Genomic DNA, 25,311 nt, shown 5'->3' with positions numbered 1-25,311 from the left:
GGACATTTCCCTAGCTGTTTTGGGGCTGGATGCCACGTGCCGTTGCATGGGAGGCCAAGCCAACGCGCACGGCGCCGATCCAGACCAGCGCAGAACCTACCAAGTGGGCCACCACCAGCAGCTCTGGCAAGCTGGTCACTGCCTGGACCACCCCGATCAGCCCCTGCCCGGCCAATACCCAGATGAACAGCTTGGCCTTGTGCGCCACAACCGGAACTTGCTGCTGTCTTGCCTGATGCCACAGCACCAGGGCAACAACCAGCGCGCCGACAGCTGCGGCGGCATGCACGATGGTGATCTGCAGCCAGTCGAAGCCCATCCGCGGGACCTCGGCCGAGTCCCCTGCATGCGGGCCTGATCCGGTCACCCCGGTGCCGATGATGACCAGCAGGGCGCTGATCGCCACGAGCCAGGTTCCCATCGACTTGAGCGAATCGGTGCTGGCCGCCTCGCTGGCAAAGCCCAGATTTTGGACCTTGTCCCAAGTTGCCGCCGCGGCGGTGAGCAGCAAGGTTGCGGCCAGGAAATGCGCGGCCACGACATAGGGGTTCAGCTTCACCCAAACGGTGATTCCGCCGATGACCGCATTGAGCACGACAAGCCAGAATTGGAACCATGCCCATCGGGTGATGCCCGGAACCGGCTCGCGTTGCAGGCGGGCGGCAATGATGACCCAGCCGACGGCCGCGCACAGCACAAAGGTGAGCAGCCGATTCAGGAACTCGATGGTCGCGTGAATTCCCATTTCAGCGGTTGGGGCGATGGAACCGCCGGTGCAGGTTGGCCAGTCCGGGCAACCCAGCCCGGAACCGGTGACGCGCACGACACCGCCGCCGACGATAATCAGGATTGCCGCGATCATCGCCGAGAGCGAGGCCGCCTTGAGCGAGCGCCGCTCCAGCCTGATCCGCTGCGCCAGCCACGCGAAGGGAGTCGTCAAAGTTCCAGTTCCTTAATGGCGCGTTCCTAGCCGCCGATGTTCACCACAATGCCGTCGCGTCCGGCATTCGCCTGCGGCATGGCAGCCCAGGCGATGGAACGGTCGGAACCGAGCACCAGCTGGGCCAGGTAGGCGTTGGCATCCGTCGAGAAGATGACTGCCTGGGCGTCATCGGAGACCGACTTCGGATCAAAGACAATGCTTTGGCCGGCCTTGATCTGCAGCTTCTCTGGGTCCTCCAGCTTGCCGTCCTTGTTGACGACCACTGCTTCCACCGCCGAGTCCGCCGCGACGGCGGCGATGGCGAATTTGCCGGTGCCGTTAGCCGACAGCGGCATGGCTTGCGTCCCGGCGAGCACATTGGAGCTGGCCGCCCACGCAGTGTCCGAGGAATCCTTGGGATCAGCGCCGCGGACCATCTTCACCGCTGCGGTGACCGGGGCATCGGATTCAACGACTACCGTGTAGTACCCGCCAGCCAACTGGTTCAGGTTCACGACCTTCGTGGCGTCCGAATCAACTGCAAGGTTCTCGTCGAAGCTGGCAGCAACTTCACCGTCAGCCCCCAGGACCTTCACCTTGAACCCGGCGCCCGAGGAACCGGTGGCCGAGACATGCAGCTGCGGAACCAGGGACTTGTCGTCCTTGCTGAGCTTGGAAACATTCTCCTTGCTCTCGATCCACACGCCCGGAATCACCTGGCTGTTGGAAGCCGTCGCGTTCGCGCCGACCAGTTCAACACCCGATGGGGTCAAGCCGCGCAAGGCGGCCTGCTGGACCGAGGCGGTGATCTTGCCGCCGAGGCTGGTGACCTCGGCCGAAATGGAATTCAAGTCCTGCGCATAGCCGCCGAGCACGATCGCCCGGCTCTCCCCCGCTGCCAGGACAATGTTCTGCAGCGTGGAGGTGTCGATCAGGCCGTCCGGGCCGCGCAGACGCAGGGACACCTGGGCCGTGGTGTGCGTTGGGTTGGCCAAATGCATCACGCTGGTGGATCCGGTGCTGGTCTGCAGGCCGGTGAAGCGCCAGCTGGACGCCGGAGCCTGGCATGTTGCGGCGGCAAGCCCGGCGAGGTCGCCGTCCTTGGCCTGGTAGCTGCGCAGGGCGCTGCCCTTCGAAGCGAGTTGGCCCAGCGGCTGCAACGTGTAGACCTGGGTGTCATCGATATCGTTGGCAGTTGAGATCTTGCTGGCGCGCCCGGTCAGCCCCTCCTCATCGGCGCCACGGGCCTCGGCAGCTTCATCCTCGGCGATGCGCTCGGTCAGCTGACGCGCATCGCTGCCATCAAGCTTGGTGAAGGATGAGCCGGGAATGCGCTTGGCCAGATCCGACACGGCAATGCTGCGCAGGTTGCTGGAAACGTCCTTGGCGCCGGGAGCGAACTGCGCGTCGGTGCCTTCCACGCCCTTGAGCAGCTGCGGGGTTCCCGGGCAAACGCTGCTGGAGTCGCCAGCAGGCAGGTTCGTCACGGCAGCCGGCAACGACTTCACGGCCGGTGCCGGGGCAAAAATCGATCCGGCGCCCACTACGGCTCCGGCGGCCACCACGGCAACCAGGCTGAGCAGTACCGCGCCGGTTTTCTTCCGCACCGGCGCGGACACCGCATCCTTGGAAGCCGCGGCTCGGGCCTTGTCCAGCTTGTGGCGGCGCTCGGCGACCTTGCCGTCTGCAGGCTCCGCCTCCGGCTCGGCTGCCGGATGAGCAGCCGTGCTGGCAGCCGCAGGGGCAGCTTTCGCGGCTTTCCGTGCGCGGACCTTCTCCAACTTCTGGCGGCGCTTTGCGGCTCTCGGATCTTCCGGTGCTTGTGCCGTCGCGGCTTCTTCTCCGGACTGTGAATCGCCGGCTTTGGCCTTCCCCGCGGCAGCAACGGCTGCCGCGGCGGCACCAGCTTCTGAATCCTGGGCGGAGGAGGTCTTCGGCTCAGCCTCGCGCGCAGGTGCAGAATCGGCATTGCCGGCTACTGCCGTTGCGCCCTCCTCCTTGGCAGGCTCCGCCTTGGCGACGTGATCCGGCTTGGCAGCCGGTTCTGACTTGGCGGCTGCATCGGTCTTGCCGGCTGCGGATTCACCAGCCGTTGCAGGCTTGGCGGTCGCAGCCTCGGCCTGGGCTGAACTATCCTGCACTGGTTCAGGCGTGGGTGCCTGTTCCTGTGCTGCGCGCTTGCCTTCAGCCTGCTCATCGGCCGGAACCGCAGCAGGCGAGGTTACCTTGCTGTCCTTTGCTCCGGATTTCGACTCGGACAGCTGTTCTGCCTTTGGATCTTCCTGCTTAACCGCCTTGGGCTCAGCCTTCGCGGCCTTCGCCGCTTCCTTCGCCTCGGCCTTGGCTCGGGCTTGGGCTTCCTTGGCGCGGGCCTTCTCCAGCTTGGCATCGACCTTGGCCCTGGCCTTGGCGGCCTTGGCTTCGGCACGCGAGAGCGTCGCCGACACCGGGGTGGCGTCCTTGGCTTCTGGCTGTGCCGAGGCCGGCTTCGGGGCCGGGGTCTGTGCAGTTGGCTGGTCAGCAGAGTCCGCTGAGTCCACGTTCTTCTCGTCGCTCACTACTTCTTCTCCTGCTCGGCATCAGCATCCGAAATCCGGTCGCTGAGCTTCGGGGTCAAGTTCTCACGAATCTCGCTGGCGCGTTCGCGTGCCTCTCGGCGGCTCAACGGCATCGTTCCGGTGGCCGTTGCCGGGCTCTGGACTTCGGCCGCGGCCAGAACTGCCGAACCATCGGCAAGTTCTTCATTCTCGCCGCGTGGTTCACGGAAGCGGTATTCGATGTTCCGGTAGTTGGCCAATCGGCGCGAACTTGGCACTGGGATGGCCAGTAGCACCGTGATCAGCAGGACTACTGCACTGAGCAGCAGCACCGGAATGGCCATGGAGTCCTTGTGCGACAAGGTCAGCTTGCCGCCCTCGGCAGGAAGCTCGTAGGCCTGGGCCCAACGGGTTTCCGAATCCTCGGGATAGGCCACCGAACGCAGGGATTCGCCATCGACGCTGGCGCGCAGCTTCGGATCCGACGCGGTAGCCAGGACCAGCGTGCGCTCGGAATCCGCGGCCGGGATCTGGAGATTGGTGATCTTGCCACGCTGGGTCGGCAGGACGGTCACGTCTCCATCGGCGGAGACGATCCGGGCAAAGCCGGCGCTTTGCCGCTCGTCATCGGCTTCGTAGTCCACGCGCCACAGCCAGCCGCTGTCGGTCTGGCCAACCGACGCCAACCCCGTTGCCGCATCCAAGGTGCGTACGGTCGCCGGGACGGATTCGCCGGTTTCGTTCAGCACCACGAAGCCCACGCCCAAGTCGCGCAAGGACTCGCGCGAGTCCAACGCAGATTCGGACAGCAGCATCGCTACGGCATTGCTCTGGACCTTTGCGGTGGCGGAATCTTCATTGCGCTCAGGCTCCAGCAGCGGACCGGCCAGCTGCTTGACCTGCGAGTAGCGGCTGATGCTGTCCAGCGTCTCGCCGGAACCCGACACCAGCTGGCTGTCAATCTCGCCGGAGGACCGCGGGCTGAGCACCAAGGTGCGCTTCTGGAACTCGGAGCGGCCTGCATCGGCTGCGGTTGCCGGCAGGGTGCGCGGCTGCGAGCCGTGGACCTGCTGGGCCGAGTTCATCGCGGTCAGCGTTTCGGATTCGGCTGCCGGATTTAGCTGGGCGCCGAGCAGCACGCAGCCCGAGGCCAGCACGGCAAGCACGCTGAAAGCGGCCATCAGGCTCATCGCCGGACGTGAACCGGCGGCACGCATTGAGCGCTGCTGGTCCTCGTGGCGCAGGGCGGCCAACGCGTTGGCGGCAGCTGCCAGCAGCGCGAACATGGCGAAGGAAACGTACGGGCCGGTGTAGGCGCTCACCGCGGTATGCGAGTCCAGGGTGAAGGGCACAAAGCCGACGGCCCAGCCCGCTGCCAGCGACAGCACCGCGCCCCACAGCAGGCGGCGGGAGTTGCGGCGCATGCTGGCGCTGTGACTGAACGAAGAACTCAAGGTTCCGAAGACCGCCAGCGCGAGGATCGGGGCACCGACCAGCAGGGCTGCGACCAGGGCCCACGGTCCGGCAGGCAGGAAGTCCCAGCCCACCAGCGAGGCGTTGGCGTTGAAGGCTTCCGGGAAGCCCAGCAGCATCTGCCACGGGGCAGCCGGCGTGAACGCATTCGCGGCGCCGGGCTCAGTGAACAGCAGCCGCGCATCGCCCAGGCCGGCGAACAGCAGCGGAAGGTTCCACACGATCGCAGGCAGCGGGATCCACCACAGGCTGCGGGCGCGGCGCACCGAGAAGATGGCCAGCACGTAGACCAGGATGCTCGCGGTCAGGAAGAAGGAGACGGAGCCGGCGGAGATCACCCAGAGCAGCAATGCGGCGCTGGCCGAGGCGGTCCATGCGGAAACCGACTGCTGCTTCGCGGTCTTCGGCTTCGCGCCCTCGATCGCCACATGGGCGTTCATGGCGCGGATAATCGCCAGGAAGAACAGCGGCAGCAAGATGTGGATCAGCACCGAGCCGATGCGTCCGGAGGCCAGCGAAGAAATCAATGACGGCAGCAGCGCCCAGATCAGCGCGGCAAGGAACCGCACCGCGCGCGAGCGGCTGACCGCGCCAATCCCCCACCAGGCGGTGAGTGCTGCCAGCGGCATCGCGGCGAAGAAGAGATAGACGGAGGCTTCATTGGCATGGTTGAAGGTCACCAGCGAGAAAAGCCAGAACAGCAAGTCGGAATTATCCGGCGGGGCGCTCAAGCCGGTGGTGATGTTCTGCCACCAGGACAGGGCGTTGGCGCCGATTTCCCGGCTGCTGTTGGACAGCGGGCGCAGCGCGCCGCCGGACAGTGCGGTGGAGCCGAACAGGCTGCGCCATGCGATCAGGGAGGCCGCCGCGGAGAGCAGCAGAGCCAGGATCAGCGAGAGCACCGCGGTGGTGCGCGGCGGACGGGCAATCCGAACGAAGTCGGAGAAGTTGTCGCCGCTGGGTTCGACCATGGCGTCGGCACCACTGCCATCGCCATAGACTTCGCCATCGGCGCGTCCGGTATTCACATTGCGGCGGTACTCGCGCACCTGGGCACCGGAGACCATCAGCTTGCGGACCAGGCGGCGCGGGATCTCGCGGATCTGGGCGACATTACGGCGTGATGCCGCCAGCTTGCCCGGGGAGAACAGCCCGCGCAGCACCGATCCCAAATGGCCGAACCCGTGGCCCGGATCCTTGGCCAGCAAGGCCACGAGGAAGTGGCCGATGCCGCCGAGCAGCAACCCGATCCACAAGAAGGGCAGCACCGCTGGCGAAGCGAACTTCAGGCGCTGGAAGACCTCGGAGCGCTTGGCTTCGCGCGGACCAGCCAGCGAGTCGACAACTTCGACCTGGTGGTACATCTTGGCGCCGGGCACCACGACCACGCGGTGCCCGGCCAGGCGGTTGCGCCAGCACAGGTCCACGTCGTCGCCGCGGCCCGGGATCGCCGGGTCGAATCCGCCCAGCTGCTCGAAGACCTCGCGGCGGATGAACATGCCGGCGGAGGACACGGCGAAGTAGTCGCTGCGTCCGTCGTATTGGCCCTGGTCGACTTCGTCGATGTCGATCATGGTCAGGCGCTGGGCCTTGCGGTCGACGCTCAGGCCTACCTCCACCAGGTGGCGGGGGTTGTCGATATCCAGCAGCTTGCATCCGGCAATGGAGACGGACTCGGAAGCCTCGACGGTGCGGGTCAGCTGTTCCAGCGCGTCGGGAGCAGGCATGGAGTCATCGTGGATGATCCACAGCCATTCGTCGCGGTCCGCACGCGCTTCGGGCAGCTGCGACACCGCCACTTCCAGCGACAGTCCCAACGACCCCTCATCGGCCACCAGCAGGGCGGCGTTCGACGGCAAGTTCGCCCGCAGGACCTCTAGCGATGCGTCGGAGGACGATGCGTCAACTCCGACAAAGCGTTCGATAGGCCGCGACTGGTTGCGCAGTGCGGCCAAAGTGCGTGGTAAAAAGTCAGCGCCATCGTGCGAAGCAACGATGGCGGTGACGTGAATTGGCGGACGAATTAGATTGCTCGTTTCCGTAGACGGCGACGTTCACGCTCTGAGAGCCCTCCCCAGATTCCGAAGCGCTCATCATTGCTCAAGGCATATTCTAGACATTCCGAACGGACAACACATGCGCCGCAGACACGTTTCGCGTCGCGGGTCGAGCCGCCCTTTTCAGGGAAGAATGCCTCGGGGTCGGTCTGTGCGCACAGGGCACGGGCCTGCCAGCCCAGCTCGCCCTCGTCAACTTCTCCGCCAACACCAAGCCATACTGCCTTGATGGTTTCGCGCACTTCGTCATCTTCGTCGAGCTCAGGCGCCCAGGATCCAACCGAGGAGATTTCTTCGGTGGCGGATAACGTGTCCTGTTCTTTCAAGAAGTTGTCGGCCGCGGTCTCCAGATCGGCTGCAACTGCAACCCGTGCGGACTCACCGGCTTGAGGATCGACAAACCAGTCAGATGGTGCGTCCTCCAGCCCGTATTGAGCCGATGCAACAGCCGAGGTCGAAAATTCGGAGTACCCCTGCTCCAGATTCGCCATGGTGATGTTGACCTTTCGATTGGTTTGAGAAGATCGGGCCATCACTGCTCCCGATCCATCCGGCAGCATTTATTCCATCGAACTAGCGAAAAGTGATGAACCTGCTCGGACTCACCATCTAATTACAGCCGTGTAACTCCGCTAGAGTCAAGTGGGGAGGTCATTCTAAGAAGACTTCTCAGGAAACTCCCGGCACAACACGCCGTCAAAAGATGCAGATGAGACGGGCATGTCCCGTCTTGGCTGAATTCTCGGTGAATTCTCAGTAATTAAATTTAAGGACACCCAATGAGCAACATCCTGCAATCAGGAACCTTTGTGGAGAATCTCCTCGCGCCGCGGCGCGCTTCGGCCTCGCCGTGGCTTACCTGGTACTCCGCCAGCGGGGAACGCATCGAGCTCTCCGGACGGGTATTCGACAATTGGGTCGCGAAAAGCGCCAATCTCCTGGGCGAGGTTTTCGACCTCGAAGAAGACTCGCTCGTGGTGCTTGACCTGCCAGCGCATTGGAAGTCCCTGGTTGTGGCCCTGGCCGCCCTGCATCATGGCGCCACGCTGGTTGATGCCGAGCATGATGATGCCCAGCAGGCAACGCTATGGGTTACCGCCCAGCCGAATGATGAGCGCATCCCCGGCAGCTGTGAAATCCTCGCCGTGAACCCGGCAGCTCTCGCGCTGTCCTTCGGCTCGGATCTCGGCCCGGTCGCAGAAGACTTCAATGCCTCCGTGCGTTCCTATGGGGACCAGTTCTATCCCTCGCCGGTTGCTGGTGATGCAACAGCCATCGCAACCAATGGCGGCGCCCCGCTCAGCCTTGCCACGCTATTCGGTACCGAGGCGAAGAGCCAAGGGACCATTCTCGTGCGTGCCCAGCTGCCTGTGCTCGACCTGCTGCCTTATGCCATCGGCCAGTGGGCGGCAGGAGATGGAATTGTGCTAGTCGAAGATGGGGTGGAAGTGACCGCGCGCCTGCGCGACGGCGAACGCATCAACTTCGACTATTCCCCTCAGGACTAGCGAACCACCGTCGGCACGGTGCCGGTATCGCACTGGCCCGCGGAACCCGCTGGTCCGGTGGCGGTATCGGCCTTGTGCTTGCCCAGAACTTCGTGGTCATGGGCAAATGCTTCTTCCTGGTCCATCTCCTTGCCGAAGACCCAGAAACGGTAGGCGAAGAAACGGAAGATCGTGCCGAGCACCAAGCCGACGACCGAACCTGCGATGAACACCGAGGTCGGATCGGTCAGGCCCAGCCAGTATTTGGTGACCCACACGCAGGCCGCGGCAATGCCCAGGCCGATGGCATTCATGATGATGAACATCACCAGCTCGCGCAGCACATTGGCCTGGCGGCGGTGGCGGAAGGTCCAGTAGCGGTTGGCACCCCAGGAGAACATCGTGGCGACGACACCAGCGACGATCTTCGCCTTGACCTGCGAATCGCTCATGGGACCATGCAGGAGCCAGACGTAGATCCCCGAGTCGATGACGAACGCAACGCCACCGACCACGCCGAACTTCGCCACCTCACGCCACAGCAGCGAGATGAGTCCGGCTATTTTGAGTTTGATGCGCTCGAGCAATTGTCCTCCAGGGAATGAAGTTCCCGTCTGGCTAGCAGTAACAAGGCGCGCTCAGCACTGGGAAAAGCGCGCGATCTTGCCATTTTATCGGCACTTTCTGGAAATTGGCCGATTTCTGAGAGTAATCAGACATCGCGCATGCGATTCTCCACGCCGCTTTCGTTACCCTTGTAATCGTGAGCTTTCCAAAAATTGGTGTGATTGGTGGCGGGCAGCTGGCCCGAATGATGGCCCCCGAGGCCTTGAACCTAGGTTTTGAACTGCATGTTCTCGCCGAAGGTCCGGATGTTTCGGCTGCGCGCTGCGTTCCCGACGCACCGGTAGGCGATTACAAGGACCTCGATACCCTGCGCGAATTCGCCAAGGGCAAGGACGTCGTCACCTTCGACCACGAGCACGTTCCCAATGAATTCCTGACCACCCTGATCAATGAGGGCGTGAACATCCAGCCGCGTCCGGCAGCCCTGATCCATGCCCAGGACAAGCTGGTCATGCGCGAGGCCATCGAGCGCCTCGGCCTGCCCAACCCTGCCTGGGCCAAAGTCGACGACGTCGAGGCGCTGATCGCCTTCGGCGAGCAGACCGGCTGGCCCATTGTGCTCAAGACCCCGCGTGGCGGCTACGACGGCAAGGGCGTGCGCATGCTCGACGGCATCCAGGATGCCAAGGATTCCGCCGACTGGTTCGCCAACGGCCCGCTGCTGGCCGAAGACAAGGTTGACTTCTCCCGGGAGCTGTCCGCATTGGTGGCCCGCACCCCTTCGGGCGAGGCCAAGGCGTGGCCGGTGGTCCACACCATCCAGGTCGATGGGGTCTGCGACGAAGTGATCGCGCCCGCCCAGGACATCGACGAGGCTACCGCTGCCACCGCTGCCGAAGCCGCCCTGCGCATCGCCGAGGAATTCGGCGTCACCGGCGTCATGGCCGCCGAGCTCTTCGAAACCCCGGGCGTCGGCGCCGGGTTCGTGATCAACGAATTGGCCATGCGCCCGCACAATACCGGGCACTGGACCATGAACGGCTCGGTCACCAGCCAGTTCGAGCAGCACCTGCGTGCAGTGCTGGATCTGCCGCTGGGGGAAACCCGCGAGCTGGGTGTGACCGTCATGAAGAACTACCTCGGCGGCGCCAACCAGGACCTCTACTCCGCGTTCCAGGCCGCGCTGGCCGCCGGCCCGGAAGTCAAGGTGCACACCTACGGCAAGTCCGTGCGACCGGGCCGCAAGATCGGCCACGTCAACGTCGTGGCAAACGCAGGGCAAAGCGTAGATGAACTTCGTTCGCAGGCGAACAAGGTGGCCGCGCTGATCCGCGACGGCGCCGGCACCGCCAACTAGCATTTATATTAATCAAGAGCCGCTGCCTGCCGGGCAGCGGCTCTTACTGAAGCACTGCAAGGAAATATCTGATGACTCAAGCACCACTCGTCGGCCTCGTAATGGGTTCTGACTCCGATTGGCCGGTGATGCGCCTGGCCGCGCAGGCGCTGGCCGAATTCGGCATCCCCTTTGAAGCGGATGTCGTTTCGGCGCACCGCATGCCCGAGGAAATGATCGATTACGGCAAGAAGGCCCACGAACGCGGGCTGCGCGCAATCATCGCCGGCGCAGGCGGCGCAGCGCATCTTCCCGGCATGCTCGCAGCCGTTACACCGCTGCCAGTGATCGGAGTTCCAGTTCCACTGGCTAAACTAGATGGAATGGACTCCCTGCTCTCCATCGTCCAGATGCCTGCAGGAGTCCCCGTAGCAACTGTTTCCATTGGCGGAGCACGCAATGCCGGCCTGCTGGCCGTGCGCATGCTCGCAGCGGGAACCGATGAGCTAGCCGAATCGTTACAGGTAAAGTTGCTTCAGTTTGCAGATTCGCTGCGCGAGCAGGCCCATGCCAAGGGCTCGGCTCTGCGCGATGAAGTTGCCAACGAGAATTTCGCCTCCTAGGGAAAGTCCAAAAGTACATGGGTTCTGCCAGTCACCGCGCACCAAGTCCGTTGCGCCAGCCGGAGACCATCAGCTCTCCGCAGCGCAGCAAGCGTGCCCTGATCCTGGTCCTGCTGACCATCTTCTTCCCCGGCGGCGCCCAGCTGGTTGCCGGAAATCGCAAGCTCGGACGGATCGCGGTGTCCATCACCATGCTCTGCTGGGTGGCGGTGCTGGCGCTGGTTGCCCTGTACTTCATTGACCGCTCGATCCTGCTCGGCTGGGCGGCCCACCCGAACTTCCAGCTGTTCCTGATCATCGTGCTCGGCACGCTGGCGCTGGGCTGGCTGATCATGTTCATCAACACCCTGGTGATCATCCGGCCCAAGCTGCTGGCCCCGGGCATGCGTGCCATCGTCACCGTCTTCACCCTGGCAGCCGTGGTGGCCACCAGCGGCCTGTTCGTCTACGGCGCCTCGATGCTGAACACCGGACGCGAAACGATTCAGGCAGTTTTCGACGAGGGCCCGGCCTTCGATCCCATCGACGGCCGCTACAACATCGCGGTGTTCGGTGCCGACTCCGGTGCCAACCGCGACGGTGTGCGCACCGACGTTGCGGCGTTGCTGTCCGTGGATGCCAAGACCGGCAAGAGCCTGCTGATCTCGGTGCCGCGCAACTTCCAGAGCGCACGCTTCGCCCCTGGCTCCCCCATGGAGAAGATCTGGCCAGACGGCTACAACTGCGGTGATGAATGCATTTTCAATTCCATCTACCGCAACGCCGAAATGGAGCATGCCGATGCGTTCCCCGACTCGGTGAAGAACGTCGGCGCGCAGGCGGCCATGGACGCGCTGGAAGGCACCACCGGCCTTCCGGTCCAGGGCTACGTCATGCTCAACATGGCCGGCTTCGAGCAGTTCGTCGACGCCCTGGGCGGCGTCACCATCAACTCCGGCGGCTGGGTTCCGTACAACGGCAAGTACTACGAGAACAGCACCGTGCGCACCCACTGGTTCGCCCCGGGAACCCATGAATTCACCGGCAAGCAGGCCCTGTGGTTTGCCCGCTCGCGCGACTTCACCGATGACTACCACCGCATCAAGCGCCAGCAGTGCTTGCAGCAGGCAATCATCAAGCAGTTCACCCCGCAGACGATCCTGACCAATTTCACCTCCATCATGTCCGCCGGCGAGCAGCTGGTGGAAACAGACATTCCTGCCGGCCAGCTCGGTTCCTTCGTCTCCCTGGCTGAAAAGGTGTCCAAGGAGCCAATGGCCCGGCTGACCCTCGGTGCCCCGGACTTCGAACGCAGCTTCTCCACCTACCCGGACTTCGACAAGCTGCAGGAGCGCATCCAGTCGCTGATCGCGAAGCAGAACGAGCCGAAGAAGGACAAGAAGAAGGACAATTCGGAGAAGAGCGAGGATTCCTCCAAGTCCTCGGCTCCGGAAGAAACCACCGAGGCCTCCGAGGAGGCTGAGGAAACCACCGACGTGAACAATGCTCCGAAGCTGTCCAACAAGGAGGACCGGGAATTCACCCAGCCCGATGGCAGCCCGATCACCGAAGAATACTTGGTGAATCTGGAAATGGCTGGCTACCGCACGTTGATCTCGGAGATCGCGGCAAACAACGACGAATGCTCGGTTCCGTAAACGGTTAAGACCCCCCGACCGCCATGCGACCCATTTACCGCTCTTGAAAGGCTATGGTCAAAAGACGTGTTCGAGTTGAAAAACGCGATTAGGGACTACCACTGGGGATCTGCTTCGCAGATTTCCGATCTGCTGGATCTTCCTGCGGAAATCACCCCGCAGGCCGAAATGTGGCTCGGCGCCCACCCCGGGTGCCCGAGCCGGCTCTCCGATGACGGCACCGCGCTCAACGATTTCATCGCCCAGGACCCGGAGCGCATTTTGGGTTCGGCGGTTGCCGAGCGCTTCGGACGCCTGCCGTACCTGTTCAAGGTGCTCTCGGCGACCCAGCCGCTGTCGATCCAGACGCACCCGACGCTGCAGCAGGCGCAGGAACGCTTCGCCCAGGAAAATGCCCAGGGCAAGCCGTTGGATGCCGCCGACCGCAACTACCGCGATGACAACCACAAGCCGGAAATGCTGTTCGCCTTGACCGACTTCGTGGCGCTCTCCGGGTTCCGCCAGCCAGCGCAGATTGCCGAGGACCTGCAGCTGCTGGCAGCGCACCTGCCGGACTCGGCCCAGGCCCCGGTCAGCCAGCTCGTCGGTCTGCTGCAGGGCAGCGATCCGCTGGCCGCGATTTTCAAGCATGTGCTGACCGCCGGGGACGAAATCTCCCAGCTGGTACGCCAGATCAGCGATGCAGTGGCGGCCAGCGGCGAGCTGCAGCGCAACGTGCATTTCGCCGAACTGGTGTCGATCAGCAAGATCTATCCGGGCGATCCAGGGGTCCTGGTGGCGTTGCTGCTGAACCTGATCTTCCTGGAACCGGGCCAGGCCATCAGCCTGGGTGCGGGCAACGTCCACGCCTACCTGCGCGGCCTGGGCATCGAAGTCATGGCCAATTCGGACAATGTGCTGCGCGGCGGGCTGACCAGCAAGCATATCGATGTTCCCGAGCTGCTCGATGTCACCATCGCCCAGCCCTCCCCTGCCCCGCTGCTGGAGCCGGTCGCACTGGATACCCACGACCGCCTGTACAAGCCGGACTTCGAAGAGTTCCAGCTGCAGGTTCTCGATCCCACCGAACCTGGCCTGGCCGCCGACCTGCAGTTGCACGGTGCCGCCGTCCTGCTGTGCACCGCCGGCGAATTCCTGGTGGCCACCCGCGAAGGCGAGCACCACATCAGCCGCGGGCAGTCGCTGTTCCTCAGCGCGGCCGAGCTACCGGCCACCGCCACGCTGCAGGGCATCGTGCCGGGCCAGCTCTTCGCTGCCAGCGCCCAGATCGACTAGCCGCGCTGCCGCAAGGCCCCAAACGAAAACTGCGAGCCATGGACTTGTTTCAAGTCCATGGCTCGCAGTTTTGCAAGCAGCTAGCGGCTAGCGGGTGTACGCTTCCCACTTGTCCTGGTGGTGCTCGCCATCGACGAAGCGGATGGTGCCGGACTTGGCACGCATCACGATCGACTGGGTGTGGATGCGGCTGTTCTTGTAGCGCACCCCGCGCAGCAGATCGCCATCGGTGATGCCGGTCGCCGCGAAGTAGCAGTTGTCCGAGGTCACCAAGTCGTTGGTGGTCAGCACGCGGCCCAGCTCGTGGCCGGCGTCGATGGCCTTCTGCTTCTCATCGTCGTCGGTTGGCCACAGGCGGCCCTGGATCACGCCGCCCAATGCCTTGATGGCGCAGGCAGTCACGATGCCCTCGGGGGTGCCGCCGATGCCCATCAGCGCGTCAACGCCGGTGCCTTCGCGGGTTGCGGCAATGGCGCCGGCAACGTCGCCGTCCATGATCAGCTTGGTGCGTGCACCAGCCGCGCGGATCTCTTCGATCAACCCGGCGTGGCGCGGGCGGTCAAGGATGGTCACAGTCACCTGGCTGATCTTCTTGCCCTTGGCCTTGGCGATCAGGTGCAGGTTCTGCTTCACCGGCAGGCGGAGGTCGACAAGCTCGGCTGCCTCTGGCCCGGTGACCAGCTTCTCCATGTAGAACACTGCCGAAGGGTCGAACATCGAACCGCGGTCGGCAACAGCCAGCACGGACAGGGCGTTGTTCAGGCCCAGGGCGGTGAGCCGGGTTCCGTCAATCGGGTCAACTGCGACGTCGCACTCGGCGCCGGTTCCATTACCAACCTGTTCGCCGTTGAACAGCATCGGAGCTTCGTCTTTTTCGCCTTCGCCAATCACGACAACGCCATTGAAGTTCACGGTGGACAGCAGGCCGCGCATGGCGTCGACTGCGGCACCGTCTGCGGCGTTCTTGTCACCGAAACCAACCCATGGCGAGGAAGCGATGGCTGCCGCTTCGGTTGCGCGCACCAGCTCCAGTGCCAGGTTGCGGTCCGGCTCCGCGTCGGAAACCGACAGTCGCGGAGAAAGGTGGGCAAAATTGTTCTTTTCGGTCACGAAAGATCCCATCACTGAGTCGTAGTCATTGCGCCTATGCAAACAAGGCCATTCTATCCCCTAGGGTTTTCCCTTTACAGTTCGTGTCGGGCGCGCCTGATCATCGGTGGACGTGCGATTGGGCACTCCAGTTCGAATTACACAGAATCTTCGGGGAGAATGGAAGGCGTGGAACCTGAGAACAACACCGAGAACAACACCCAGGCAGCCGCCAATGCGGCAAGCGGTACGCAGATGCCTGCCACGGCTCGTCGAAGCCTCGACGATCCCAACGCCACCTTCGAGGACCTGCCGTTCAAGCCGCAGCTGACCGAGAAGCAGGCCAAGCGCGCGAACCAGACCTTCAAGGGCATGGTGTTGTCCATCGGTTTCACTATTGCCATCCTCATTCCGGTGCTCATGCTCAACCCTGCGCCCAAAGACGACGCGTTTGAAAGCGACGTCAACCTGCAGGCCACCGCAGAACAGACGGAGAAGATTTCAGGCTTTGAGATCTTCGCCCCGGAATTGGGCGAGAAGGAATACGCGAACTTCGCCCGCTGGCAGGCTAATACCGCACAGGGCGTCCCCTATTGGGAATGCGGACTGGTCTTCGAGAACAAGGACTTCGTGTGGGTTCGCCAAGCCGCTGAAGCCAACCCGACCTGGATTGCCCTGATCACCGATGCTGCGGTGCCAACCGAGACCCGCACCATCGGCGGAGCCCAGTGGGAAGTGCGCACCAAGGACCAGGGCACCTACCTGATCTCCGAGTTCAAGGACTCCACCGTGGTGCTGTCCAGCGACACCTCTGACGAGCAGCTGAGCGTTGTTGCCGAGCAGGTTGCCAGCGAACTGGGTTAAGTCACGTTAACGGGGATAGCCAGTCACATATTCGATATTCGAATACATTCCCGTAGAATCTGAGTCATGCACCCAGAATCAATAAAACCATCCATGACTCCTCAAGAGGCGTGGGAAAAGCTCAGCGCAGGAAATTTCCGTTTCGTCAATGACGATACCCAGCACCCTAACCAGGACAGTGCACGACGCGAGAAGCTGATTTCCGGCCAGGAACCCTTCGCTGTCATCTTCGGCTGCTCGGATTCCCGGCTTGCCGCTGAGATCATTTTCGACGTGGGATTGGGTGACATGTTCGTGGTGCGTACCGCGGGCCACGTCCTGGACCCGGCTAGCCTCGGTTCGCTGGAATTCGCCGTCGACATCCTCAACGTCCCATTGATCGTAATCCTCGGGCACAACTCCTGCGGTGCGGTCACCAGCGCCATCAAGGTCAAGGAATCGGGCAACATGCCCAAGGGCTTCGTGCGCGACCTCGTTGAGCACATCACCCCATCGGTCCAGGCCGCCGAGCGCAAGGGCATCACCGACGTGAACGGCACCGTCGTCGAGCACGTCAAGCAGACCACCGACCGCCTCGTCGATTTGTCCAGCATCATTGCGCTGGCTATCGAAGAAGGCCGGACCGCAGTCGCGGGCGTGTCCTACCACCTGCACGATGGCCGTGCCCAGCTGGTCTCCAGCCTGGGTCTCGACTAAGAACTCGAAGTTCTCGGGAAAAGCCTTGTAAAACGGCTTTTATTCCCATTTCGGCGAAGCGTCACTGTTGGTTGTGATGTTTGCGTCAGAGCCCTGTCTTTTGCTTGCGGTTCGGGCGTACTCTGGGCTCATGACTAACAGTGACGATTTCCGCATCGAACATGACACCATGGGCGAAGTCCGGGTTCCGGCCCAGGCCCTGTACCGTGCGCAAACCCAGCGCGCCGTCGAAAATTTCCCGATCTCGGGCAAGACCCTGGAATCCTCGCATATCAAGGCCCTGGCCCAGGTCAAGAAGGCCGCCGCCCAAGCCAATCTGGCGCTGGGGGTGCTGGATGAAGAACGCGCCACCGCCATCGTGGCCGCGGCCGATCAGGTCGCTACCGGCCAACACGATGAGCACTTCCCGATCGACGTGTTCCAGACCGGATCCGGAACCAGCTCGAACATGAACACCAATGAGGTGCTCGCCGAACTGGCAACCCGTGCCCTGGAAGCCAAGGGCAGCGGCACCGAGGTCCACCCGAACGACCACGTGAACGCGTCGCAGTCCTCCAACGACGTCTTCCCCACCTCCGTGCACGTTGCCGCCACCGGAGCGCTGATCAAGGACCTGGTCCCGGCGTTGGGCACCCTGGCTTCCGCACTGGAAGCGAAGTCTGCCGAGTTCAAGGATGTCGTCAAATCCGGCCGCACCCACCTGATGGATGCCACCCCGGTCACCCTTGGCCAGGAATTCGGCGGCTATGCAGCACAGGTCCGCTACGGCATTGAACGCATCGAAGCCGCGCTGCCGCGAGTTGCCGAAGTTCCCTTGGGCGGCACCGCAGTAGGCACCGGTATCAACACCCCGGATGGCTTCCCCCAGCGGGTCATCGAATTCCTCCGCGAAGACACCGGCCTGCCCATCACCGAAGCTCGCAACCACTTCGAAGCCCAAGCCAACCGCGATGGCCTGGTCGAGGCTTCGGCTGCTTTGCGCACCATCGCGATCTCGTTGATCAAGATCGCCAACGACCTGCGCTGGATGGGCTCCGGCCCGAATACCGGATTGGGCGAAATCGCGATCCCAGACCTGCAGCCCGGTTCCTCCATCATGCCCGGCAAGGTCAACCCGGTCATCTCGGAGGCAGCCATCCAGGTGGCAGCCCAGGTCATCGGCAACGACACGGCCATCGCCTGGGCCGGGACCAACGGCGCCTTCGAGCTGAACGTGGGCATCCCGGTCATGGCCTCGAACCTGCTCGAATCCATTCGCCTGCTGTCCAACACCTCGTCGGTGATGGCTGAGAAGATGATCGACGGCATCAAGGCCAATGTGGAACGCGCGCGCTTCCTGGCCGAGGCTTCCCCATCAATTGTCACCCCGCTGAACAAGCTCATCGGCTACGAGAATGCCGCCAAGATCGCCAAGAAGGCTGTGGCCGAGTCGCTGACCGTCCGCGAGGCAACCATCGCACTGGGCTTCGTCGAGCGCGGCGAAGTCACCGAGGAGCAGCTCGATGAGCTGCTGGATGTTTCCACCATGGTGGGCAAGCACTAGCTCCAGGCTATTGCACCCTCAGCTACCGCGGCCAGTTGCCGGCAACTGGCCGCGGTAGCTTGCTTAATCAGTTGGGGCGCAGCTAAATGAGCCGCCGTGGGGTGCCTCCAGCGAACTAGACCAGTTCAATCCAATAGCGTCGCAGGTCCTCGCGGGAGCCGAAGCGAGGACCGATTTCGGAAACCGGAGCGATGCTTTCGAGGACTCCTCCGCAAGCTTCAATAGTTCTCGCCGAAGCAATATTGGAGTCGTTGCACGTGAGCATGACTCGTGGCAGGCCCAGGTTGCGCGCTTGTTCCAAGGATCCGGCGAGCGCGATTCTGGCCAGGCGGTTTCCGCGGGCGCTCGGGCGTATTCCATAGCCGATGTGCCCGCCAACTTCGCGGAGGAAATCATTGCCCAGCTCGTGACGCAAGCTGGCTGCACCCAAGTATTCATCGCCATGCACTAGCCACAGTGTGCTTTGCGCGACGAAACCTTCTGGTGGCGTGAAGTCCGGCGTTTCCAGATCCTTGAGCAGCTGGACCCATTGAGCGAAGTCGTCCGCGTTGTGCAGATCCCAGCCGTATTTGGCAGCGAAGAAGACCGAGGCGCCGTCTTGATCCGTTCCCGCCCATTCAGCAGTGCTCCGCATGAAAGAAGCGTGGAGTGAGGCAGTTGGTTCAATCAGTTCGATCCCAGTCATGGAACAAGTCTATGCTCATGCCATCGGCAAGTGATTGCAGGACTCATCAGCTGGCGAAGTATCCGCCGGGCCGCGGGTCCAGTGCCCACTGCACAGCCCGCTCATGCAGCGGCGGGAGCTCTGGCCGATCAGCGAGCTCGAAATATCCCACTTCCAGGTTCTCGTCATCGTTGACCCTCGCATCGCCGGAGAGGTGGCGGGCTTTGAAAACCACATCGAGGTACTGGGCGTGATCCCCATTGGGATAAACCGTTGGCGCGGTCACTCCGACACCCAACAGGTCCGTGATTTCGCATTCAACGCCGGTCTCTTCCAGGACTTCGCGATACGCAGTGTGCGATGGTTCTTCGCCAGGGTCGATAATCCCCGCCGGCAGGGTCCATTGCCCATTGTCGGCACGGCGCACCAGCAGCACTCGGCTGTCCCGGAAGACAACAACTTTCACCCCGGAGAGCCACAGCGGTTCATGTCCGATACGTTGCCGAAGATGGGTGATGAATTCAGGAGTTGCCATGATTTCATCGTGCCACAAGCAGTACTGCCAATGCTCCAACCAGCATAAAGGGACCGAAAGGGACAGCTGATTTCAGTGTCAATTTCCGCACTGCCATTCCCCCGATCACCCAGCAGGTCGCCAGCACGAAGGTGAGCACGGTTGCGAAGAACAAGCTGGGCACAGAATAGTAGCCCAGGTTCATTCCCAGCACTCCGGCCAGCTTCACATCTCCCATGCCCATGGCGCCCGCGGAGATCAGCGTAATGATCAGATATCCTCCGCCCAGCAGCAGCAACCCCAGCAGGCCCATGAGCACGCCATGAGCATCAAAACGGAGGGTGCCCAGCAACACGATCACCACGGTGCTGGCGGCCAGCCAGTACGCGATAAGCCGATTGGGCAGGCGATGGGTTGCGATGTCTTCCTTGGCCAGGAGGAACCCGAAGCCGGCAAAGCAGGCCAGCTGGATAACGACTGCTGCCGCGACCGCCGGGCCTTCCTGGGCCACGTTCCAAATTTCTGACATGTGTAGAGCATAGGCATGTCCACGCCTGTACGGCAGAGGGGTATTCCCCTTGTGAATAATTCTGCCGCTTCTACAATTAGTGTATGGACGTTCCAGCAGTTCCACTTCTTTTCCCCGGGCAGTCTGCCCCTGAATCCGCTGCCCGGCGCCGTTTCCGCGCCCTGGCCCGTTCAGCCCCTTGGCTGAGCACCTCGTTGCAGTTCCAGGTCCAGGTCCCGGACGAATACGCCAAGCCGGAAGATGGCCTGGAAGGAACGCTGACCGCCATCATCCGCCAGCGCGAAGCCATTGCCGTGCGTTCGGCAGATGGGCAGCTGGTGTACCAGCAGGAGAAGTTCACCGCGGACCGCAGCCGCGGCTATGTCGCTGCCACGAATTCCTCCTGGAGACTGCCTGCCTCGCTGACCTCGCCGGTGTACACCTCGGACCAGTTGATATTGCGCCGTCCAGATATTTCCGGCTTCAACGGGCTGCTGCCCCTGGAGCATTGGGAATCGATGCTCGATCCCGTGGAGCTTGCCGGAACCGAGCCCGCCTCGCATGACCTGGCATTCGACCACCCCACCTACATCCACGAGCTGACCGAGATCACCCATGGCGGCCGTCCTGCGCTGGCCGCCGTCCTCACTGCGGGGCATACCTACCAGCCCACGCTGGCCAGCGCTCCTCTGGTTCCCGAAGGTGCTCGCACCCTCGTGGTCCTGGATCTGGCAACCGGCGTCTGCCTGAGCCGCCGGGTGCTGTCCGCCCCAACCGGGATGCCGCCGGCCCCGGAGCTCTCGCTCCAGGTTCTCGCCCACAACGAGTACTACATCGATTCGCTGTTCACCGCCCCAGCTCCCACGCTGACCGATGTCCGGGCACCGATTCCGTGGGAGCTGCGCAGCGAACGACGGTCCTAGGCCAGTGTCGGCGTATCGAGCAGGTTGGTGACCAGCGCGGCAATGGCAGAGCGCTCGGAGCGGGTCAGGGTCACATGCCCGAACAGCGAGTGCCCCTTGAGCTGTTCCACCACCGCGGCGACGCCGTCGTAGCGGCCCACATGCAGGTTGTCGCGCTGCGCCACGTCATGGGTGAGCACCACCTTGGAATTCTGCCCGATGCGCGAGAGCACCGTGAGCAGCACATTGCGTTCCAGGGACTGGGCTTCGTCGACGATGACGTAGGAATCATGCAGCGAACGCCCGCGGATGTGGGTCAGCGGCAGCACTTCCAGCATCCCGCGTTCCACCACTTCATCGATGGCGTTCTTGGACACGATCGACCCGAGGGTATCGAAGACCGCTTGGGCCCACGGTCCCATTTTCTCCCCTTCGGATCCGGGCAGGTAGCCCAATTCCTGGCCGCCGACAGCGTACAGGGGACGGAACACGGTGATCTTGCGGTGCTCCCTGCGTTCAAGCACCGCTTCCATGCCGGCGCACAGCGCCAACGCGGACTTGCCGGTGCCGGCATTGCCGCCCAGCGACACGATGCCCACGGAAGGGTCCATTAGCAGGTCCAGGGCAATGCGCTGCTCCGCGCTGCGGCCGTGCAGTCCGAAGGCCTGCTGGTCTCCGCGCACCAGCTTCACGGTGTTCGCATCCACCTTGCGGCCCAGGGCGCTTCCGCGCGGCGAGGTGATCACGAAGCCGGTGTTGATCGGTTCATCGGCTGCCGCAGGGTGGTTCAGCAGCTGCTCGTGCTCGTAGAGCTTGGCCATGGTCTCTTCGTCCAGTTCCAGCTGCTGGATGCCGGTCCACCCGGTTGAGGCGATCAGCTCATTGCGGTACACCTCGGCAAGGATCCCCATGGCCGAGGCCTTGATGCGCATCGGCAGATCCTTGGTCACCAGGGCAACGTCGAGGCCTTCATCCAGCAGGTGCTTGGCGACAGCCAGGATGCGTGAATCGTTATCGCCTGAGCGCATGCCTACCGGGAGGACCTCTGGGGCAATATTATTCAATTCGATGCGCAGCGTTCCACCGGTCTTGGACACCGGTACCGCCTGGGCCAGCCCGCCATGGCTGGCGATCAAGTCATCAAGCAGCCGCAAGGCCTGGCGTGCGAAGAAACCCAGATCCGGGTCCTTGCGCTTGTGTTCCAGCTCGGTGACTACGGTCAGCGGAATCACGACATGGTGCTCATCGAAGTGGAACATGGCTTTCGGATCGGAAAGCAAGACCGACGTATCAATGACGTAGGTTCGTACACCCTGTTCGGCTGTTCGTGTCATGGCAGCGCACCCATTCTCGAATCCGGCGTGGGGACTCTCCCCACGCGTCAGTGGGGAATCCCGGCACCGGATGTCCAAGGCGATTCCGGATAGCAATCCGGCTGGCGCTGCATTTGGTCATCTAGTGTGGAACCCTTCGCTCAGCCAGGGCTTGATGCCCCGGCCTTATGATCACCTTAGACCCCGAAACGCCACCAAGAGACGACGCACACACTACGTTCAGGTAACGATTAGTTGAACAGCCGAGCCTGGCGCAACGCGCTCGGCTCAGGTTCCGAAGCGGCGCTGGCGGTCAGCGAAGTCGCGCAGGGCGCGCAGGAAGTCAACGCGGCGGAAATCCGGCCACAGCGCCTCGCAGAAGTAGAACTCCGAGTAGGCGCTTTGCCAGGTCAGGAAGCCGGACAGGCGCTGCTCGCCGCTGGTGCGGATCACCAGGTCCGGATCCGGCTGGCCCTTGGTGTAGAGGGCCGATTCGATGTCTTCGGTAGACAGGCCCTCGGCTAGCTCCTCGATCGTGCGTCCATCCTCGGCGGCCTTGCACAGCAACGCCTTGAACGCATCGAGGATCTCGCGGCGCCCGCCGTAGCCGATGGCCACGTTCACATGGACGCCGGTGCGGTTGGCAGTCACGGTTTCCAGGGCGGCGAGCTTCTGCGCCAAGTCCTCGGGCAGCAGGTCCTTCGCTCCCACCTGCTGGACCTTGACCCGGTTGGTCTCGCCCAGCCGGTCCAGGGTCGAGCCGATGACCTCCAGTAGGTCGCGCAGCTCGCCGGCTTCCCGGTTGAGGTTGTCGGTGGAGAGCATGTACAAGGTGACCATCTTGATATCCAGGTCCTCGCACCAGTCGAGGAATTCCAGGATCTTGTCGGCACCGGCCTGGTGGCCCGCAACGGTCGGGGTGCCGGCCAGCTTGGCCCACCGGCGGTTGCCGTCGACCATCACGCCAATATGGTGCGGAAGCTTGTCGGCTGGAAGGGACTTCGCCAAGCGCCGTTCGTAGTAACGGTACGCAAGGTTCGGTAGCTGCACCTTGTCCCTTCCCTTCGGTAGATTCCAAAACTCTAGGTTCTAAATCTACCGCTAATTATCACCAAGCGCGGGCATCTGCCCGCCGCACCGCATCCACGGCGGACGCTTCGCCCTGGGCTCAGGCGTCCTTTCCCGAAGCGAACAGCGAGAAGAATCCGTCCATCCCGGCCACTGGCATCTGGCACAATTCCTCGCGGCACGGCTGGATCTGCAGGCCGTTCTCCGCGCCGGGCAGCGACGGATCGTGACGCACATTCATCCCCAGGCTCAACGCCACGGAACGCACGCGCTTGGCTTCTGCCGAATCCCACTGCGACAGCGCAAGATACTGGACGGGGCTGGAAACGATGCATTGCACTTCCAAGGCGGTCGCCACCTGTGTCGGCGCATCGCTGGCCAACGCCAGCGCATGGGCCGAAAGCACGCGGGCGCTGTCCAAGGCCGCCGCATCAGCTTCGCTGTACTCCCCTGCAGCCATGGACTGCAGCGCATGCATTGCCAACGCCTTGGCGTAGAGCGCCCCCGAAGCCGGCAGCGCGTCATCAAGTACCGTGACCGCAGCGATGTTGCCGCGCTGGGCGGCGATCCGCGCATCGGCGCCCACCGCATCGCGCGGCACCCCGGTTTCCGGATCCACGAAGTCCGCTGCACGTCCCAGCAACTTGCTGGCCCTCGCTGCCCACTGCTTCTGGCCGCTGGCCTGGCCCAACGCCAAGAAGCCCAGGGCCAAGGCGGCGTAGTCCTGCAAGGTGCCCTCGTTGCCGTGCTCGGCACGGTTGGAGAAGCTCACCCGAGCCAGCCGTCCGGCACGCTCATCCCACTGCATCTGCCACACAGAATTGGCCGCCTTCTCGGCGAGCTCCAGGGCCCTCGGCTGGTCCAGCAGCAGCGCGGCTTCAGCCAGGGCTTCGATGGCCAAGCCGTTCCAGCCGGCGATCACCTTTTCGTCGCGGACCGGCATGATCCGCGAGCGGCGCAGCGCGCGCATTGCCTCGCGCAGTTCCTGCAGGACGCCAAGTTCGCTCGGCTCGGGCACCCGCAGCAGCGAGAAGCAGAAATTCTGCGGGTCCTCGGCCACCGGCGCGAAACGCAGCAGCCCCTTGGGCAGGCGATGAATCAGCGGGTCGGAGACCAGCGCCATCTCCTCGCGGTTGAAGGTGTAGTACGCACCTTCGATCTGCTTGCCATCACGGGATGAATCGGCATCCAGCGACGCGGCGAAGGCCGGAGCGGCGGACGACGCGGTGAGCAGTTCCTCGTTGAGGAAATCGATGATGCCTTCGGCGCTGCGCCGGGCCAGTCCGGCCAGCGTCTGCGCGCGCTGGGCCACGTCCCCTTCGGAGGTGCGGGAGAATTCGGCGGCCAGCACGCTGGTGCGTGCCGCCAGCGACAGCAGCCCGGCATTGTCGTAGAGCATCTTCTCGAAATGCGGGACCGACCAGTTCTCGTCGACGCAGTAGCGGGCGAAACCGCCCTCAACGTGATCCTGCAAGCCGCCGAGGAACATCGCTTCGAGGTGGGTGGCCGCGGCGGTGAAGGCCTCTTCGGCCCGATCAGGGGTGGTGATTACTGCACGCCACAGTGTTTTCAGGGCCCAGGTCGGAGGGAATTTGGGTGCAGGGGTGAAGCCGCCTTCCGGCTTGGTGCCGGCAATCCACCGGTCCAGCGCTGCCCCGAAGGCCTTGTCCGCTGGTTCCTGGGATTGCAGGGACAACAGCGAGCTTTGCCGGCTTCCGAGTTCGGCCAGATGCCCGGCGAGCATCTGGGCCTGCTCCTCCAGCGATTCGCGCTTGGTTTCCCAGGCTTCATGGACCGCATCGAGCACTTGGCGGAAGCTCGGGGTCTGGCCGCGGGGCTCCTTCGGATAGTACGTGCCGGCATGCACGGTTCTCCCGTCGGGCAGCGCGAAAATGGTCATCGGCCAGCCTCCGGCACCGGTGAGCGCCTGGGTGGCCAGCATGTAGGTGTCGTCGACGAGCGGATGCTCTTCGCGGTCGACCTTGATGGCGACGAAGTTCTCGTTCAGCAGCGCCGCGATCTCGGGATCGTCGAAGGACTCGTGGCTCATCACGTGGCACCAGTGGCAGGCCGCGTAGCCGATGGAAAGCATCACCGGTACGTCGCGCAAACGGGCCTGTTCGAAGGCTTCGTCCCCATAGGGGAACCAGTCGACTAGTTGATGCGAATGCTGTCTGAGGTATTGGCTGGATGAGCCAGCGAGTCGTTGTGCCACGCAATCATGCTATCGCGCAGC

The 25,311-nt window shown here is 63.3% G+C and carries 21 protein-coding genes; 9 read left to right on the top strand and 12 right to left on the bottom strand.

The annotated features are described in order from the left end of the window. Positions 1 to 10: 10 nt before the first annotated feature. From EKH49_RS03195 to EKH49_RS17100, 4 genes are read right to left on the bottom strand one after another with little or no spacing between them, the layout of a single operon-like run. The gene (locus tag EKH49_RS03195; RefSeq protein WP_128469675.1) at positions 11 to 940 is read right to left on the bottom strand and encodes a COX15/CtaA family protein; all 930 of its coding nucleotides are present in this window, start codon (positions 938 to 940) and stop codon (positions 11 to 13) included. A gap of 26 nt (positions 941 to 966) precedes the next feature. Next, on the bottom strand, positions 967 to 3,480 hold the full coding sequence (locus EKH49_RS16500) for a DUF5719 family protein (protein WP_161567436.1): 2,514 nt from the start codon (positions 3,478 to 3,480) through the stop codon (positions 967 to 969). Then, positions 3,480 to 6,944, bottom strand: a complete 3,465-nt coding sequence (locus EKH49_RS16665) for a glycosyltransferase family 2 protein (RefSeq protein ID WP_269088422.1) — start codon at positions 6,942 to 6,944, stop codon at positions 3,480 to 3,482. The genes EKH49_RS16500 and EKH49_RS16665 overlap by 1 nt, the downstream gene beginning before the upstream one ends. 11 nt (positions 6,945 to 6,955) lie before the next feature. Then, positions 6,956 to 7,480: a WhiB family transcriptional regulator gene (locus EKH49_RS17100; protein ID WP_128469901.1), complete on the bottom strand. Its 525-nt coding sequence runs from the start codon at positions 7,478 to 7,480 to the stop codon at positions 6,956 to 6,958. Positions 7,481 to 7,768: 288 nt separating this feature from the next. Here EKH49_RS17100 and EKH49_RS03175 point away from each other — a divergent pair, with 288 nt between their 5' ends. Then, positions 7,769 to 8,497 carry a TIGR03089 family protein gene (locus tag EKH49_RS03175; RefSeq protein WP_128469673.1) on the top strand — a complete coding sequence of 243 codons (729 nt, stop codon included), beginning with the start codon at positions 7,769 to 7,771 and terminating at the stop codon, positions 8,495 to 8,497. On the opposite strand, the gene EKH49_RS03170 is transcribed toward EKH49_RS03175, so the two are convergent. Continuing rightward, positions 8,494 to 9,063 carry a GtrA family protein gene (locus EKH49_RS03170; protein WP_128469672.1) on the bottom strand — a complete coding sequence of 190 codons (570 nt, stop codon included), beginning with the start codon at positions 9,061 to 9,063 and terminating at the stop codon, positions 8,494 to 8,496. The genes EKH49_RS03175 and EKH49_RS03170 overlap by 4 nt on opposite strands. 176 nt (positions 9,064 to 9,239) lie before the next feature. Between EKH49_RS03170 and EKH49_RS03165 the strand changes: the two genes are divergently transcribed. The 4 genes from EKH49_RS03165 (at position 9,240) to manA (ending at position 13,914) form a co-directional block, all read left to right on the top strand. After that, a complete protein-coding gene (locus tag EKH49_RS03165; protein WP_128469671.1) occupies positions 9,240 to 10,400 on the top strand; it encodes a 5-(carboxyamino)imidazole ribonucleotide synthase in 1,161 nt (386 codons plus the stop codon). Between the two features lie 71 nt (positions 10,401 to 10,471). Beyond that, complete coding sequence (gene purE / locus EKH49_RS03160) at positions 10,472 to 11,002, top strand: 5-(carboxyamino)imidazole ribonucleotide mutase (RefSeq protein WP_073706622.1); 531 nt, start codon at positions 10,472 to 10,474, stop codon at positions 11,000 to 11,002. Between the two features lie 17 nt (positions 11,003 to 11,019). Next, positions 11,020 to 12,639 carry an LCP family glycopolymer transferase gene (locus EKH49_RS03155; protein ID WP_128469670.1) on the top strand — a complete coding sequence of 540 codons (1,620 nt, stop codon included), beginning with the start codon at positions 11,020 to 11,022 and terminating at the stop codon, positions 12,637 to 12,639. A 66-nt stretch (positions 12,640 to 12,705) separates the two neighbouring features. Then, positions 12,706 to 13,914, top strand: a complete 1,209-nt coding sequence (gene manA, locus EKH49_RS03150) for a mannose-6-phosphate isomerase, class I (protein ID WP_128469669.1) — start codon at positions 12,706 to 12,708, stop codon at positions 13,912 to 13,914. A gap of 87 nt (positions 13,915 to 14,001) precedes the next feature. Here the strand turns inward: manA and glpX are convergent, their stop codons facing one another. Beyond that, positions 14,002 to 15,036: a class II fructose-bisphosphatase gene (gene glpX, locus EKH49_RS03145; protein ID WP_066139805.1), complete on the bottom strand. Its 1,035-nt coding sequence runs from the start codon at positions 15,034 to 15,036 to the stop codon at positions 14,002 to 14,004. A gap of 156 nt (positions 15,037 to 15,192) precedes the next feature. On the opposite strand from glpX, the gene EKH49_RS03140 reads away from it, so the two are divergent. From EKH49_RS03140 to EKH49_RS03130, 3 genes are all read left to right on the top strand, one after another. Further along, on the top strand, positions 15,193 to 15,867 hold the full coding sequence (locus EKH49_RS03140) for a DUF4245 domain-containing protein (protein ID WP_161567435.1): 675 nt from the start codon (positions 15,193 to 15,195) through the stop codon (positions 15,865 to 15,867). Positions 15,868 to 15,948: 81 nt separating this feature from the next. Next, entirely contained in the window at positions 15,949 to 16,563 is a 615-nt protein-coding gene (locus EKH49_RS03135; protein ID WP_100339307.1) for a carbonic anhydrase, read from the top strand. Between the two features lie 130 nt (positions 16,564 to 16,693). Next, positions 16,694 to 18,106, top strand: a complete 1,413-nt coding sequence (locus EKH49_RS03130) for a class II fumarate hydratase (protein WP_128469667.1) — start codon at positions 16,694 to 16,696, stop codon at positions 18,104 to 18,106. 115 nt (positions 18,107 to 18,221) lie between these two features. Here the strand turns inward: EKH49_RS03130 and EKH49_RS03125 are convergent, their stop codons facing one another. The 3 genes from EKH49_RS03125 to EKH49_RS03115 all read right to left on the bottom strand — a co-directional run bounded on the left by EKH49_RS03125 (position 18,222) and on the right by EKH49_RS03115 (position 19,813). Beyond that, entirely contained in the window at positions 18,222 to 18,740 is a 519-nt protein-coding gene (locus EKH49_RS03125; protein ID WP_236641016.1) for a GNAT family N-acetyltransferase, read from the bottom strand. Between the two features lie 97 nt (positions 18,741 to 18,837). Next, positions 18,838 to 19,305, bottom strand: coding sequence for an NUDIX hydrolase (locus EKH49_RS03120; protein WP_128469665.1), 468 nt, complete (start codon positions 19,303 to 19,305; stop codon positions 18,838 to 18,840). Positions 19,306 to 19,309: 4 nt separating this feature from the next. Continuing rightward, positions 19,310 to 19,813 carry a prepilin peptidase gene (locus EKH49_RS03115; protein WP_121866321.1) on the bottom strand — a complete coding sequence of 168 codons (504 nt, stop codon included), beginning with the start codon at positions 19,811 to 19,813 and terminating at the stop codon, positions 19,310 to 19,312. Between the two features lie 83 nt (positions 19,814 to 19,896). Between EKH49_RS03115 and EKH49_RS03110 the strand changes: the two genes are divergently transcribed. Next, on the top strand, positions 19,897 to 20,715 hold the full coding sequence (locus EKH49_RS03110) for a hypothetical protein (RefSeq protein WP_121866320.1): 819 nt from the start codon (positions 19,897 to 19,899) through the stop codon (positions 20,713 to 20,715). On the opposite strand, the gene EKH49_RS03105 is transcribed toward EKH49_RS03110, so the two are convergent. The 3 genes from EKH49_RS03105 to EKH49_RS03095 form a co-directional block, all read right to left on the bottom strand. Next, the gene (locus EKH49_RS03105) at positions 20,712 to 22,028 is read right to left on the bottom strand and encodes a PhoH family protein (protein WP_128469664.1); all 1,317 of its coding nucleotides are present in this window, start codon (positions 22,026 to 22,028) and stop codon (positions 20,712 to 20,714) included. The genes EKH49_RS03110 and EKH49_RS03105 overlap by 4 nt on opposite strands. Positions 22,029 to 22,295: 267 nt before the next feature. Then, a complete protein-coding gene (locus EKH49_RS03100) occupies positions 22,296 to 23,057 on the bottom strand; it encodes an isoprenyl transferase (RefSeq protein ID WP_073706612.1) in 762 nt (253 codons plus the stop codon). A 118-nt stretch (positions 23,058 to 23,175) separates the two neighbouring features. Next, positions 23,176 to 25,290 carry a thioredoxin domain-containing protein gene (locus EKH49_RS03095; RefSeq protein WP_128469663.1) on the bottom strand — a complete coding sequence of 705 codons (2,115 nt, stop codon included), beginning with the start codon at positions 25,288 to 25,290 and terminating at the stop codon, positions 23,176 to 23,178. Between the last annotated feature and the right edge of the window lie 21 nt (positions 25,291 to 25,311).

The sequence above is a fragment of the Glutamicibacter sp. HZAU genome (assembly GCF_004100365.1).
Taxonomy (GTDB): domain Bacteria; phylum Actinomycetota; class Actinomycetes; order Actinomycetales; family Micrococcaceae; genus Glutamicibacter; species Glutamicibacter nicotianae.
The sequence above is the reverse complement of the archived record's forward strand: the minus strand, read 5'-3'. Positions and strand labels throughout refer to the sequence as shown.

Bases quoted from the DNA above. Each gene is read 5' to 3' on its own strand.
- EKH49_RS17100 (WP_128469901.1), bottom strand. From the start codon at position 7,480: ATGGCGAATCTGGAGCAGGGGTACTCCGAATTTTCGACCTCGGCTGTT.
- EKH49_RS03175 (WP_128469673.1), top strand. From the start codon at position 7,769: ATGAGCAACATCCTGCAATCAGGAACCTTTGTGGAGAATCTCCTCGCG.
- purE (WP_073706622.1), top strand. From the start codon at position 10,472: ATGACTCAAGCACCACTCGTCGGCCTCGTAATGGGTTCTGACTCCGAT.
- EKH49_RS03155 (WP_128469670.1), top strand. From the start codon at position 11,020: ATGGGTTCTGCCAGTCACCGCGCACCAAGTCCGTTGCGCCAGCCGGAG.
- glpX (WP_066139805.1), bottom strand. From the start codon at position 15,036: ATGGGATCTTTCGTGACCGAAAAGAACAATTTTGCCCACCTTTCTCCG.
- EKH49_RS03130 (WP_128469667.1), top strand. From the start codon at position 16,694: ATGACTAACAGTGACGATTTCCGCATCGAACATGACACCATGGGCGAA.
- EKH49_RS03125 (WP_236641016.1), bottom strand. From the start codon at position 18,740: ATGCGGAGCACTGCTGAATGGGCGGGAACGGATCAAGACGGCGCCTCG.
- EKH49_RS03120 (WP_128469665.1), bottom strand. From the start codon at position 19,305: ATGGCAACTCCTGAATTCATCACCCATCTTCGGCAACGTATCGGACAT.
- EKH49_RS03115 (WP_121866321.1), bottom strand. From the start codon at position 19,813: ATGTCAGAAATTTGGAACGTGGCCCAGGAAGGCCCGGCGGTCGCGGCA.
- EKH49_RS03110 (WP_121866320.1), top strand. From the start codon at position 19,897: ATGGACGTTCCAGCAGTTCCACTTCTTTTCCCCGGGCAGTCTGCCCCT.
- EKH49_RS03105 (WP_128469664.1), bottom strand. From the start codon at position 22,028: ATGACACGAACAGCCGAACAGGGTGTACGAACCTACGTCATTGATACG.